We start from the raw sequence: 15,022 nt of genomic DNA, 5'->3' as shown, positions 1-15,022 counted from the left end.
GTTAAATGCTTTATTTATTCTGATTTTAAACTATCCACTGGATTGGATAAAGCTGCCTGGTAAGCCTGGATGCCGGTTGTGATTAAGGCTATTATTACTACCAGTGCTGCGGACAGGCTGAACATCCACCAGCTGATAGGTGTCCTGTAGGGGTATTGTTCCAGCCATTGATGGATCGCCAGCCAGGCCAATGGAATGGCCACTATGGCTGCGATGGCCACCAGTTTCAGGAAATCCTTTGATAGGTTGCCGATCAGGCCGGGTACACTTGCACCCAGGACCTTCCTGATGCCGATCTCCTTGGTCCTTTGCTGGGCTGCTATGGTGGACAGTCCCAATAGCCCGATACAGGAGATCAGGATGGTCATTACCGCACTCGCACTGATGATCTGTTTCCACCTGGCCTCCTTTTCATAAGCCTGCAGGTTCTCCTGGTCCAGGTAGCTTAAGGCAAAAGGATTGGCCGGGAATAGGTTTTTAAAGATTTGGGAAACATGGCTTTCTGCATTGGCCCTCTTGCCTTCCTTCAGCTTCACGTAAACATTGCCGTAACGATAGGAGGGGTCGAAGATGAATAACTGGGGTTGGATCGGTTCATTCAAAGAGGCATAATGGTAGTCACGGATCACACCGATCACTGCATACTTCTTTTTATTGTAGAAGAAGTCCACTTCTTCTCCCAAAGGTTGCTTCCAGCCTGCCTTTTTCACAAAGCTCTCATTCACGATTACGGATGCAGCGGTATCCTGGCCCATCTGGCGGGAAAAACTTCTTCCTTTAACGACAGGTATCTTCAGGAAGTCAAAGTAGTTCTCATCAATGTATTTGAAATTGAAATCAATGGATACGTCATTATTGATCCTGGCCATTGTAAACCAATCACCACCCTGGTCCGCACTTACATCCTCAATGGCAGGGTTCTTCAGTAACTCAGATTTAAATAGGGTGAGCTTGTTGACATCAATATTAGGGGTGTACATCCGGGCAATACCCTTGTCACTGTACCCAAGGTCAAAGCGGGTCAGGTAATTGAACTGGGTATAGATGGCCATTACTGCAATGATCAGGAAGGTTGCCAGGGCAAATTGGAAGGTCACCATCAGTTTTCCCAGGTAATTCTTACTGGTAAATGGTTTGCGACTATAAAGGGTATCAACGGGGTTGAACCGTGATAATACCAGTGCCGGGTAATAGCCTGCCAGCAGGGCAGTAGCCAGCAAAAGAAATACATAACCTGCCACCAGTTTCCAGCTCCAGAGGTAAGAGAATGCCAGCTGTTTGCCGGCCATCTGGTTAAAAAAGGGAAGGGCAATATTGGCTAGCAAAATGGCCAGTAAGAAGGCGAAGAGGCAGATCAGGAAGGATTCCCCAAGGAACTGCCAGATCAGTTGCTGTTGCTGGCCACCTACTGTTTTGCGGATACCGATCTCACGCGCACGCTTAAGCGATCTTCCAACAGTGAGGTTGATGAAATTGATGCAGGCGATCAACAGGATCAAAGAAGCTATGGCCACCAGGATATAGGAGTAGATGGGATCGCTGGCATCCCTGAGGCCATTGGCAGCCTTGAATTCCTTGCTCAGGTGGATATCGGTCAGGGGCTGCAGCCCGAACTCTATTTTTTCCCTGAAATCATATTTCTTCCTTGCCTCACTCAGTTGATTGGCCGCATCTGCCTCGAAGACTGCCATCATTTTCTGGACGGTCTTCTGTACATCGGCTCCCGGTTGCAATACCACGAAGGTATTCATGAAGAAATTGATCCATTGGTCATCGGGATAGCGCTTAACGAGGTATTGTATGGGCAGCAACAGGTCGAATTTGATAGTGGAATTCTGTGGATAGTCTTCCGCTACTGCCGTAACCTGGAAGGGAATGAACTCTTCTTCAAACCTCAGCTCGATCGTTTTACCAATCGGGTCTTGCTTGCCAAAGAACCGCTTGGCCATGGATCGGGTCAGTACCACTGATTGTGGATCTGTCAATGCTTTCGCAGGGTCGCCAATTTCAAGGGGGAAACTGAAGACCTTCAGGAAATCCTTTTCTACATAACAAACCGATTGGTCAATGATTTCCCCATTATGCCTGATGGTGCTTCCCTGTTCCTGGAACCGGATATAGGTTTTGATCTCAGGGATCTTTGCTGCGAAGGCAGGACCGTGTACCTGGCCTGTAATGCCGGAGGAATTGACGCGTCCATCAGGACTGGTGATTGTTGATGTGATGCGGTAAATATTGGCCTTTCCGGCATGGAACTGGTCATAGCTGGTTTCATCCAGTGTGTACAGGTAGATCAGCATGCAGGTGGCAAGACCCAGGCTAAGGCCCACTATGTTGATCAGAGAGAACCACTTGTTCCGCTTCAAATTGCGTAAAGCTATGACGAGGTAGTTGCTGAACATGTTGATCGGTGTTATTCTGAACGTAAACTTTTAACAGGATTGGTCAAAGCTGCCTTGATGGCCTGGAAACTGACGGTCAGCAAGGCAATGACCATTGCCATCATTCCCGCGATAAGGAAATACCACCAGTGCAGTTCCATCCGGTATTCAAACTGTTCTAACCAGTTATGCAATAACCACCAGGCAATGGGTGTGGCCACCACCAGGGCAATTCCCACGAGTATGAGGAAATCCTTTGACAGAAGCGTAGTGATGCCTGCAACAGAAGCGCCCAGTACCTTCCTGATACCTATCTCCTTGATCCTGTTCTCTGCCATATAAGCGGCCAAACCAAACAGGCCAAGACAGGAGATGAGGATGGTAAGGCCGGCAAACAATGCGGCCAGTTGACCACTGCGTTGCTCAGTCCTGAATTTGGTAGCATAGTCCTCATCAATGAACCTGTAGTCGAAAGGGAAGGCTGGATTGTATTTGGTAAAGATCTTCTCTAAGGTCTGGATAGCCTTTGCAGTGGGAACATCCTTTGCAAGTTTGAAGTGGATCACATTGAACCATGAGCTGGCACCTTTGATGAACATGGGTCGGGTTGGTTCGTAGGGTGAATTGAGGATGAAATCCTTGAATACACCAATCACTGTCCAGTTCTGTTGATTGTCCCGCAATACCTGTCCAACGGGGTTTTTCAGGTTCATTGCCTTCACTGCGGATTCATTCAGCAGAATGGCTGTTGAATCGGTAGGGAAGGACTTGATATTGAAATCACGTCCCTGAACCATTTGTAGCCCCACTGTTGCTGCCAGGTCCTGGTCTGCACTAAAGGAGTCAAATAAGGTCCTGTCTTTCGGGTCCTTGCCTGGCCATTCAATACCCCAGGTATTGCTCCAGTTCTGGGTCATAGGGGCGCTTGTTTTGGTAACATTTGTAACTACCCCTGATGAAAGCATCTCATTCCTTACGAGTTCGTAGTTCTTATCCAGGTCGCCGGTAAGGTAATGGAAGAGCAATCGTTCCTGGTTATAGCCGGTATTCCGGTCCTTTGCCAGCTGTATCTGCCGGTGAACCACAATGGTGGCTATGATCATGATGATGGCAAAACTGAATTGAAGTACCACCAGGACTTTCCTTGGGGTGACAGCAGCATTTGATTTTACAAAAGTGCCCTTCAAAACCTTGATCGGCTGGAAGGAGGACAGGAAGAAGGAGGGATAACTTCCTGCCAATAAACCGGTAAACAGGATGAATCCCAGGAAGAATGCCCAGAAGGAAAGGTTGCTAACGGGAAGGGATAGCTGCTTTTCTGTAAGGCTGTTGAAGCCTTTCATACTTAACTGGACAATGATCAGGGAAAGTATCCCTGCGACAAGGGTGATCAATATGGATTCCCCCAGGAACTGGATGATGATACTGCTTTTTGGGGCGCCTACTGTTTTTCGGATTCCTACCTCCTTGGCCCTTTTTTCGCTCCTTGCGGTACTCAGGTTCATGAAGTTGATGCAGGCGATCAGCAGGATAAAGGCCGCAATGATGCTGAACATCTTTACAAACTGCATGATGGATCCTTTCTCCACTCCATTTTCGAAATTGGAGTAAAGCCTCCATCGCTTCAGGGGATAAAGGAAAAATTGTCCTTCCGGATTATCGGAATCATATTGTTTACGTAATCCATTTAATTTGCTTTCCATGGAGGCCAGGCTGGTATTGGGTTTCAACAGCACATAGGTCTTGGTGGAATTATTCCCCCAGTATTCATCATCATTGCCTGTTCTCCTGTTGTATGCCCATGGCAGGAGGAATTCAAATTCGAACCTTGAATTACCGGGAAGGTCCTTCAATACACCCGTAACCGTAAGGTCTTCCCTGTTGTCTACCCTGATGGTCTTGCCCATTGGGTTTTCATCGCCAAATATCCTTTTGGCAAGGGTTTCTGTGAGTACAATACCAAAGGGTTCGTTAAGGGCGGTGGCGGCATTTCCCATCTTCAGCGGGAAGCTGAAAATCTGCAGGATAGAGGAGTCAACAGGATTTCCTGTGGCCATTAATTTCTTATTGCCATAATTGATAAGCAACTGGTTTTGCCAGAATACCCTGGCCGTAGCTTCCACTTCAGGGAAATCGAGTTGCAGGGTTTTGGCCAATACCTTCGGAGTTACACTCCATGCACTGGTTTTGCCCTGGTCAACCCTTCTGTTCCAGGCTTCATAGATCCTGTCCTTTTTCTCATGGTGCATCTCATAGTTCATTTCATCCTGGATCCATAGTAGGATCAGGAGTGCCGCTGCCATGCCAACAGCCAAGCCAATGATATTGAGCAGGGAGAAGCCTTTGGACCGAACCAGGCTTCGAATGGCAACTTTGAGATAATTCTTGATCATACAGTAAGCTTATTCGTTTCTTAAACTTTTAATGGGATTGGCCAATCCAGCCCTGATGGCCCTGTAACCAACAGTGACCCAGGCAATGATGATGCTGGACAGGATAGCCAGTGCAAATACCACCCATGATATTTCAATCCGGAACACAAAGTTTTGCAGCCAGTTGTTCATCATCCACCAACCGATGGGAGCAGCCAGCAGGAAGGCTAGCAGGATGAGCAGGGTGAACTCCTTGCTGAACAGCAGCACAATATTACCCGTTGAAGCACCCAGTACTTTCCTGATGCCCACTTCCTTGGTTTTCTGTACGGCCATGAAGGATACCAGTCCATATAATCCAAGGCAGGAAATGATGATGGCCAGCAGGGCATATACTTTGTACAACCTGCTCAGGCGTTCTTCCTGGCGGTAGAAGTTATTGATGGTCTCGTCCATGTATGCACTATTGTAGGCATATTCCGGGTAATGTTTCTCCCAAACCTGCTGTACCATTTCATTGGCTTTGCCGAATTGGCTGGTTTGGAGTTTGATGGCAGTCATGCTCATGAAGCGGGAACTCCGGGTGATGATAGTTGGTTGTATGGCATCACGCAGGGTAGTGTTTTTGAAGTCCTTGACCACACCAACAATGTCAATCCATTTGTTACCACCTAACCTTACTTGTTTCCCGACCGCCTCTTCAGGCTTCTTTAACCCCAATTTTTTGGCCATAGTGGCATTGATCACTACTTTCCTGGCTGAATCCTCATTCTTGTAAAATTCACCGGCCAGTAGTTCCAGTCCAAAGGTCTTCAGGTAATGACCATCCCCGAACTTAAGGAAGACGTTAAATGGCTCGTCTTTACCCCGGTGGTCAAAGGCAAAATTGCTGCTCCAGGTATTCTGGCTGGAAGGCGCGTCAAATCCAAATGCCACACTTTTTACCTGGGGAAGTTTTTGCAGGTCATTCCTGAATGCTTCGTGTTTGGCCAGTGACAAACTATCGTTGTTGCCATACAGTAATAGAATGGCGTCTTTCTTGAAACCAATGTCGGCATTGCGGATGAAATTCATCTGGCTTACCGCAATGATGGTGGCAATGATCAGTAATTGGGCAAAGGCGAACTGCAGGACCACCAGGACCCTCCTCAGTGAAAGCCCTGCAACCCTGGTATTGTTGATCTTGTTTTTAATGGCTTCAACCGGTTGGAACCTTGCCAGTACTGTTGCGGGATACATCCCGGAAAGAAGGGTAGTGGCGATGATGATCAATAGGATAAAGGCAATGCTTCCTTTGTTGAAGAGGGAAAGGTTGTTTTGGATATCAGTGATGTATTTCAGGTAGGGCAGGCTGATCCAGGCGAGGAGGATAGCCAGGATGGCCGCTCCTGCAACGATGAGCCCGGTTTCTATCAGGACCTGGGCTACCAGTTGTCCCCTGCTGCTGCCCATCACCTTCCTGATCCCTACTTCCTTGCTGCGCTTCACAGCCAGTGCGGTGGAGAGGTTAATGAAGTTGATACAAGCCATCAGGATGATAAGGATACCGATAAAGGCAAGGGTATAGAGGGACGCCTTACTGCTGATGTGATCACCATTATTGGAGAAACGGGTGTCAAAATGAACATTTTTCAGCGGGTGAAGGAAATAATCATTCTTATGGATAGCCTCCGGCTCATAATGCCTTTTGCTGAACGCAGCCAGGGCTTTGTTCATGACTGCTTCTGTTTTCCCTTCAGGGAACAAGGCATAGACCTGGTGGTTGCTTGTTGACGCTCCCCAACTTTCAAGGTCATCGGTAAATCCGTAATTATCCTTATTGGCGACAAAGGTCTTATAAGAAGGCAATAACCTGAACTGGAAGTCACTGTTCACGGGTGGATTAGCAATGACGGCTGCTATTTCCACATCTATGGAATTATTCAACTTGAGCTTCCTGCCCAATGCCTCTTTCCATGTCCCGAAATATTTTTCTGCCCATTCCTGGCTGATCACCGCTTTTCCCGGCTCTTCCAGGATGGCTGGTGAACCGGCGAGGAAATTCATATCAAAGACCTTGGGCAGGCTGGACTCTGAGAAATAGATGCCATTGCCTTCCAGGAACTTCTTACCGATGGTGTTATTCTTTTCAATTACTGTTATCTGTGACCCGAAAGAGGTAAATACCTGCGTGAACAGGATATCCGGATAGTCCGCCTCAAGGGCCTTTTTAACCGGGAAGGGCATGGCTACCTCAAAACTTTCATCATCCGGGGTGAAACTTCTCTTCACTACCTGGTAAACATTGTCCGCATTCTTGTGGTAACGATCATAGCTGAATTCATGCTGCAAGACCAGGAAAATAATGATCCCGGCTGCGAGGGCAATGGCCAAACCTGCAATGTTGAGCAAGGCATGGGACCTGTGTCGCTGAAGGTTCCTGATCGCTATCTTGAGGTAGTTGAGAAACATGTGTTAAAGGTTTAATGGTTCTATGGAAAGTGATCTTATCTTATTCAGTCCTCAGGCTTTTAACCGGGTTAAGCAAGGCTGCCCTTATGGCCTGGAAACTAACGGTTACTATGGCTATCAATACTGCCAGTATTCCTACGGCCAGGAAAATCCACCAGCCAATATTGATGCGGTAAGCAAAATCTTCCAGCCACCTGTGCATCAGCAAATAGCCGACTGGGAAAGCAATAACAGTGGCCACCAGAACCAGTTTCAGGAAATCTCTGGAGAGCAGGCCAACAATATTTTGTACGGAAGCTCCCAGTACTTTCCTGACGCCAATTTCCTTGGTGCGCTGTTCGGCCATATAGGTAGCCAGTCCAAACAATCCCATGCAGGCAATGAATATGGCAAGGCTGGCAAATACCAGGGCTATCTTACTGACCCTTGCCTCTGCCCGGTACATGTTGTCAAAGGATTCATCCATGAATTGGTATTCGAATGGCATGGAGGGAACCCTGGTTTTCCATTTGCTTTCGATGGTCGACAGCAACTGGGGAATATTCTTACTATCAGTACGCACCACAATGCTATAGTCACTTTTCCCAATTACCAGGGCCAGTGGACCGATTTCCTGGTGAAGGCTTTCAAAGTGGAAATTCTTTACTATGCCAATAATGGTATAACCCTGTACGGAAGCATCCCTATTGGAAATGGAAGCATATATTTTTTTACCGATCGGATCTTCATAGCCCAGCATTTTGGCAGTCGATTCATTGATGATGATGCTTAGTGAATCATTTCCAAATTGTTTGGAGAAGTTCCTGCCCCTGGCCATCGACATACCCATGGTCTCAATATAATCTTCGTCCACTAACCAGGATTGCATGTTGAATGCATTATCCTGCTTCATAACTGCTTCTGTAGAGAAGGCGTTGCTATTCCTGGCTGTGGATCCAACAGGAAGGTAATTGCTGATGGTTGCTTTATGTACACCGGGAATGGCCTGTAGTTCATCCTTGAAACCTTTCAAGCCTTCACCAAGGGCATAAGTGCCATTGATGACCAGTAATTGTTCCTTGTTGAATCCAAGTTTCTTATTGCGGATATAATGAAGTTGCTGGAATACCACCACTGTCCCGATCATCAGGATGATGGAAGTGGCAAATTGGATCACTACCAATGTGCTTCTAAGGTAACTTTTACTTCCACTATTGCTCCATCTACCTTTCAGGACTGCAATGGGTTTGAAGGAACTCAGGAAGAATGCCGGATAGGAACCTGCCATGATGCCAACCAGTATGGGGAGGGAGAACAGGAAGGCCATCCATTTCCAGTTCAATAATTCGTTGATCTGAATATCCTTGCTAGCCAGGTTGTTGAAGGCTGGTAATAGGAGGGTGGTCAGTAGGATGGCCAGCAGGAAGGCCAGCAATGCCGTGAGAATGGATTCGGCCAGGAATTGACCGATCAGTGCCTTTTTCTCGCTGCCCATAACTTTGCGGATCCCTACTTCCTTAGCACGGTTGGCGGAACGAGCCGTGGTAAGGTTCATGAAATTGATACAGGCAATGATCAGGATAAAAAGGGCTACTGCCCCGAAGATGTACACATACTGGATATTCCCGTTTATGCCCAGTTCAGGGTGGCGGTCTGAATAGAGGTGGATCCGGGTCAATGGCATCAGGCTGTAATTGAGCTTATTACCTGATTGCTCAAACTCCTTCATGCTCTTCAGGTTCATGAATGCCGAGGCTTGGGGCAGGACATATTTTTCAAGGTATTGGGGAAATTTCTTCTCAATAGTTGAAGGATCAACCCCGGGTTTCAGCAACAGGTAGGTATGGAAATTGTGGCTGAGGAAATTGCCGAACGTATAGTCCACATTGTCCATTGAGAAGAAGAAATCGAATTGGAAATGTGAAGTATTGGGTAAATCCTCAATTACAGCAGTGACCTTGTAAAGGGTGCTTCCATTCTCATCTGATTCAATGGTTTTACCTATGACATCAGTGCTGCCGAAGTATTTTTCTGCTGCTGTCCTGGTGATGACTACGGTATTGGGCTCGTTAAGTGCTGTCTTTGTATCCCCAGCAATTGACGGCAGGGAGAAAACATTGAATAAAGTGGAGTCAGCATGTACTACAGAAGTTTCATTGATATAGGTCGTCCCTTTTTTGAGGTGTTTACTGCCATTCGAATTGTAGAACCTGACATATTCTTCCACCTGGGGATAATCCTTTTTCAAGCTTTCCCCCATCGGGTCAGCAGTTACAGCCAATCGCATATCCGATCCGCCAAATCGGATATCGGAATGGATACGGTAAATGCGGTCTGCCTTTTCATTGTAGCGGTCATAACTCAGTTCATTCACCACATACAATGCGATCAGCAGGAAGCATACCAGGCCAATTGCCAGCCCGACAATATTGATGAGACTATAAACCTTGTTCTTCTTGAGGTTCCGCCAGGCTATCTTCAGGAAATTCTTGATCATGGGACCAGGTTTGATGGTTTTACAATTGCTGAGGCGTTGGAACTACCAATTGGGAAAGGTTATACCATAAGGTTTTCCAGCACGGTCTGGCCATCCAGCATCCTGATGATGCGGTGACTGTATTTGGCATCGTGTTCACTATGGGTTACCATTACGATGGTGGTGCCCTGCTCATTGAGGTCAGTGAGCAATTCCATTACCTCATTACCATTGCTGGAATCGAGGTTACCTGTAGGTTCATCGGCCAGGATCAATTTAGGACGGTTCACCACTGCCCTTGCTACGGCCACACGTTGCTGCTGTCCACCTGACAATTGCTGGGGGTAATGGTTGCGGCGATGCATGATCTGCATCTTGTCCAGCACTTCTTCCACACGGGTTTTCCTTTCCGATGGTTTTACACCGGTATAGATCAGCGGCAGTTCAACGTTTTCAAAAACAGTAAGCTCATCTATGAGGTTAAAGCTTTGGAAAACGAAGCCGATATTGTGTTTGCGCAGGTCTGCACGCTGGCGTTCATTGAAATTAGCCACTTCAATACCATTGAAGATAAAGCTACCCTTATCGGGATCATCCAGGAGTCCCAGGATATTCAACAGGGTAGATTTGCCGCAGCCGGAAGGGCCCATAACGGCTACGAATTCGCCTTCCTTTACTTCCAGCGAAAGTTTGTTGAGCGCAACCGTTTCTACTTCTTCGGTGCGGTAGATCTTTTCCAGTTCTGTGATCTTGATCATATATAAGATTTGTAATGGTTGATTAAAATGAGTGTAGAATAAGGAGTGGTGCAGCATCGGTTTCCTGATCGGGCGTATTGGCCGAATCAGTAACCGATGCCTGTTTTGCACCCAATACCGATGGGTTTATGCTGCAGCTTGTTCCAAACTGGTTGGCAGAGGAGATCAGCGCGGAAAGCGGGATGAGCACCAACAGCATCAGTATTTGCTTTTTCATAATCAAGGTTTAAAGGTTATCAGTATTTGATCTAATTGTTTTTCAGGACGAGTTCCTGCATGTTGCCATAATTGTCGTAACTGCTGGTTACCACTTTGTCGCCCGGCTGCAAGCCCTGGAGTACTTCATAATACTCAGGGTTCTGGCGGCCGATCTGGATATCGGTGCGGTAAGCGGTCTTACCATCCTGCGATACCTTGAAGATCCAGTTGCCACCGGTTTGTTGGTAGAAGCCACCTTTAGGCAACAGCACCGCCTGCGTCTCTTCACTCAGTGCCAGCCTGATCTGGAGGGTCTGGCCCCTGCGGATGCCTTCCGGTACCTGGCCTTCGAATTCCATATCTACCTGGAAGCGCCCATTGTTTACCTGCGTGTATACCTTCTTGATCTTAAGGATGTAGTCCTTACCGGCAAAATTGAAGCTGCCCACCAGACCATTATAGATACGGGAGATATAGTGTTCGTCAATATCCACGCGAACCTTGAATCCGCTCAGGACATCGATCTGGCCCAGGCGTTCACCCTTGTTCTTGGATTGACCGATCTCGGCATCCAATGAAGTGAGCTGGCCGTCCACCGGTGCACGCACTACCAGGTCCCCAACTTTCTGGCGCATCAGCTGCAGCGCATTCTGCATCCTTTCGTAGGATTGCTCCATTTGGCTTAATTGCTGGCGGCTGCTGATGGAATCCTTACGGAGGATATCATTGGTCAGGGACTTCCTCCTTTCCTGGTAATGGTAGAGGTTTTCAGAGGATTTGAATTCCTGGGAACCAATGGCCTTCTGGTCGTAGAGGCGCCTGTTCACTTTGTAGAGGCGCTCTGCTTCCTTCAGTGCATTGTCAACTTCGGCCATCTGGTTCAGGCGGGTAATGGTGTTCTGGTCAGCATTGTTCTTCGAGATCTGCATCTGGGTCAATACATTGAACACCTGTGTTTCCTGGTTGGATAAGCTTAGTTCAAGGTCAGTATTGCTGAGTTTAAGGATGGGTTCCCCTTTCTTCATCATGGCACCATCTTCCACGTATTTCTCTTCCACCCGGCCGCCCTCTACGGCATCAAGGTAAATGGTGGTCACGGGCAGTACCACGCCATTAACTGGGATGAATTCCTGGAAAGCAGCTTTCTTCACTTCACTGATCGTGATCCTTTCGGTATCCACATTCAGTTTGCTGGCGCCGGAGGTGTAATAGAAACTGCCGGCTACCAGTGCAACTACAGCCGTGATCCCGGTAATGGTGAGGATCTTCTTGGTTGTCCATTTCTTTTTTTCGATGACTCTGTCCACGGTAATTTGTTTTTCTTCTGTTTGCGAACAGTTAATGGTAATGGAACGCCGTGCCAGAATTGTAAACAATTGAAATACAGTTAGTTTTGAATTCTAGACAAGTTCAAAACTGTTCGGTTTCGATACAGTTATTGTTCGGTTTTGTATGGAATAACTGGGCCACCAAGGCACGAAGGCGCTAAGAACACACGAAGGCCATATGACCTTTGTGAGCCTTGGTGCCTTGGTGCCTTAGTGGCCCCTTTTAAGAACATAAAATTTCCTATCATTGCCATAAGGTTTCCCTTTCCAACTTTCCCTGTTTGCGACGAACCAACTAAACACGAAACCTTCAACTCTACACAGGCATGAACCTGAAGAACGCAACCATACTTATCATTGACGATGATACCGATGTACTCACCGCAGTGCGCTTATTACTGAAGACCGAAGCAAGGGAAGTAGTAACGGAAAAGAACCCTGAGAACCTGCGCAACCAGCTTGCAGCAAAGAAGTTTGACCTCATATTGCTGGACATGAACTTCAACAGTTCCATCAATACAGGTAATGAAGGCCTCTATTGGCTCCGTAAAGTGCGGGAGTTCAAATCAGATGCGGCCGTGATCATGATCACCGCCTATGGTGATGTTGACCTGGCCGTTCGTTCCCTCAAGGAAGGTGCTTCTGATTTTGTGGTAAAGCCCTGGCATAACGAAAGGTTGCTTGCCACCATCAAGGAAGCGTTGAACCGCAAAACGGAAAATGTTTCGGGTATTCCTGGCCGTGATAAGTCATCCGTGATCGGTAATGAGTTACTGGGTGAATCGGAGGCCATGAAGGATATCCTCTATAAGATCGAGAAGATCGCCCCTACAGATGCGAATATCCTGATACTGGGGGAGAATGGTACGGGTAAGGACCTTATCGCCAAGGCCATCCACCAGTATTCCCTGCGGGCAGAAAGGCCATTTGTAAAAGTGGATGTTGGAGCCCTGACCGAAAGCCTTTTTGAAAGTGAATTATTCGGCCATAAGAAAGGTGCGTTTACAGATGCCCGTGAGGACAGGGAAGGCCGGTTTGAAATGGCCAATGCGGGAACCTTATTCCTCGATGAGATCGGTAATATCAGCCTGCAGCAGCAGGCGAAATTGTTGAGTGTACTGCAGAACCGCCAGGTGACGCGGCTGGGATCCAATATTCCCATTCCTATCGACATCAGGTTGGTTTGTGCCACCAACGTCCCCCTGGCAGAACTGGCGAACGAAACCCGTTTTCGTCGCGACCTGATCTACCGGATCAATACGGTCGAGATCATGGTGCCGCCCTTGCGCAAACGGGATGGCGATATCCTATTACTGGCAAGGCATTTCATCAAGCAATACAGCAATAAATACCTCAAGCCCGAACCTTCCCTGGGGCGCACTGCCATTGAGAAACTGGAGACCTATCCCTTCCCGGGTAATGTGCGGGAATTGCAATACACCATTGAAAGGGCGGTGATCATGCTCGATGGTGATGTGCTGGAAGCAAAGGACCTCTTGTTCTCGCCCATAGAATTCCCGGCAGGAGGAACAGAGGAGCAGGATGAGACCAAACTCAGTGCATTGGAGAAGAATACCATCCTGAAAGTGATCGACAAGCACAATGGCAATATCACCCGGGCGGCCAGGGAATTGGGCCTGACCCGGACAGCCCTTTACCGCAGACTCAGTAAATATGATATTTAAACGTCTTGAAAGCCGCATCATCCTGCGCATCCTGGCATTGTTCGCCCTGCTATGCGTTGCTGCCTGGCTGGTGATCAAGGGCTATTATATTTATGCTGTTATCATGGCCCCCCTTCTGGCCTGGCTGGCCTATGATTTTTACCGGTTCCAGATGAAGGCACACAATGAACTGCAACAATTTGTGGAGTCGGTGCATTACCGCGATTTCTCCCGCTATTTTGATGTGAAGGCTGCACCAGCAGACCTTCAACCGCTTCGACAGGGTTTCAATGAGATCAATACTACTTTCAAGGTGATCAGTAAGGAGAAGGAGACCCAGTACCAGTACCTGCAACGCATCCTTGAATTAGTGGATACCGGGATACTTTCCTTTGAACTAAAGAGTGGGGAAGTGGTATGGATGAATGAATCATTGAAGCGGATGCTGCAGATCCCTTACCTCAAAACCATTAATTCCCTGGCCAGGCGCGATGCGGAACTGGCCGAAACGATCAGTGGCATCAAGCCCGGTGAAGTGAAGATCGCGACTGCCCATCTGGAGAAGGGTAGTTTTAAGGTGCTGGTGTCCTGCTCGGTCTTCCAGACCGAAGCACAAGTTTATAAGCTCATTGCCTTCCAGAATGTGAATGAGGCTTTGGATGAGACGGAATCGAAGGCCTGGCAGCGATTGCTCAGTGTGATGACCCATGAGATCATGAACTCTGTTGCGCCAATCTCTTCCTTGGCAGCTACACTGAAGAACAGGCTGCATGAATCGATGGATAAAATGAATGACCATACCGGCACACTTGATGACCTGGAAGTGGGCATCGAGACCATCAAGCGGAGGAGTGAAGGGTTATTGCGCTTTGCGGAGACCTATCGCAGCCTGAATAAGATCACTTCGCTCAATTTGTCGAAAGTATATGTGCTGGACCTTTTCCAGAACCTGCAGCAGCTGATGCAGCCTAAATTGGATCAACTCAATATTGAGCTGGAGATAGTTTTGAAGGATCCTGAGCTGATGCTGGAAGCCGATACCAACCTGGTAGACCAGGTGCTGATCAACCTGCTGGTCAATGCCATTGATGCGGTGAAGGACCGGCCTACGCCGAGGATCGTGCTGTCTGCATTCCAGAATGCCAATAAGCGTACGGTGATCAAAGTGGCAGATAATGGGGCAGGTATGCCGGAAGAGGTGTTGGATAAGATCTTCATTCCTTTCTTCAGTACGAAGAAAAGCGGTAGTGGGATTGGCCTGAGCTTATGCAAGCAGATCATGATGCTGCATAAGGGTACTATCCAGGTGCAGAGTGTGGAAGGGGAGGGGACTGCGTTTAGTTTGCAGTTTTAGTTTGTTTCGCCACAAATGCACTAAGACAGGAAGTACACACGAAGCCTCCATGACCTTCGTG

At 47.8% G+C, this 15,022-nt stretch carries 9 protein-coding genes; 2 read left to right on the top strand and 7 right to left on the bottom strand.

Translation table 11 applies throughout. The features are described from left to right. Positions 1 to 14: 14 nt before the first annotated feature. Genes KJS94_RS06710 through KJS94_RS06680 form a run of 7 tightly spaced genes read right to left on the bottom strand, consistent with a single transcriptional unit; the run spans position 15 to position 11,922 of the window. Complete coding sequence (locus KJS94_RS06710; RefSeq protein WP_214446540.1) at positions 15 to 2,402, bottom strand: ABC transporter permease; 2,388 nt, start codon at positions 2,400 to 2,402, stop codon at positions 15 to 17. 11 nt (positions 2,403 to 2,413) lie between these two features. Continuing rightward, a complete protein-coding gene (locus KJS94_RS06705) occupies positions 2,414 to 4,774 on the bottom strand; it encodes an ABC transporter permease (RefSeq protein ID WP_214446539.1) in 2,361 nt (786 codons plus the stop codon). 9 nt (positions 4,775 to 4,783) lie between these two features. Beyond that, positions 4,784 to 7,204, bottom strand: coding sequence for an ABC transporter permease (locus tag KJS94_RS06700; RefSeq protein WP_214446538.1), 2,421 nt, complete (start codon positions 7,202 to 7,204; stop codon positions 4,784 to 4,786). 40 nt (positions 7,205 to 7,244) lie between these two features. After that, positions 7,245 to 9,680 carry an ABC transporter permease gene (locus KJS94_RS06695; protein WP_214446537.1) on the bottom strand — a complete coding sequence of 812 codons (2,436 nt, stop codon included), beginning with the start codon at positions 9,678 to 9,680 and terminating at the stop codon, positions 7,245 to 7,247. A 59-nt stretch (positions 9,681 to 9,739) separates the two neighbouring features. Further along, positions 9,740 to 10,417: an ABC transporter ATP-binding protein gene (locus KJS94_RS06690; protein ID WP_214446536.1), complete on the bottom strand. Its 678-nt coding sequence runs from the start codon at positions 10,415 to 10,417 to the stop codon at positions 9,740 to 9,742. Between the two features lie 22 nt (positions 10,418 to 10,439). Further along, complete coding sequence (locus KJS94_RS06685; RefSeq protein WP_214446535.1) at positions 10,440 to 10,634, bottom strand: hypothetical protein; 195 nt, start codon at positions 10,632 to 10,634, stop codon at positions 10,440 to 10,442. Positions 10,635 to 10,665: 31 nt separating this feature from the next. Further along, entirely contained in the window at positions 10,666 to 11,922 is a 1,257-nt protein-coding gene (locus KJS94_RS06680; RefSeq protein ID WP_214446534.1) for an efflux RND transporter periplasmic adaptor subunit, read from the bottom strand. A 347-nt stretch (positions 11,923 to 12,269) separates the two neighbouring features. On the opposite strand from KJS94_RS06680, the gene KJS94_RS06675 reads away from it, so the two are divergent. After that, the gene (locus KJS94_RS06675; protein ID WP_214446533.1) at positions 12,270 to 13,628 is read left to right on the top strand and encodes a sigma-54-dependent transcriptional regulator; all 1,359 of its coding nucleotides are present in this window, start codon (positions 12,270 to 12,272) and stop codon (positions 13,626 to 13,628) included. Then, complete coding sequence (locus KJS94_RS06670) at positions 13,618 to 14,961, top strand: sensor histidine kinase (RefSeq protein WP_214446532.1); 1,344 nt, start codon at positions 13,618 to 13,620, stop codon at positions 14,959 to 14,961. The genes KJS94_RS06675 and KJS94_RS06670 overlap by 11 nt, the downstream gene beginning before the upstream one ends. The last annotated feature ends 61 nt before the right edge of the window (positions 14,962 to 15,022 follow it).

Source organism: Flavihumibacter rivuli, from assembly GCF_018595685.2.
GTDB lineage: Bacteria > Bacteroidota > Bacteroidia > Chitinophagales > Chitinophagaceae > Flavihumibacter > Flavihumibacter rivuli.
This window is presented reverse-complemented; position numbering and strand designations above follow the sequence as displayed.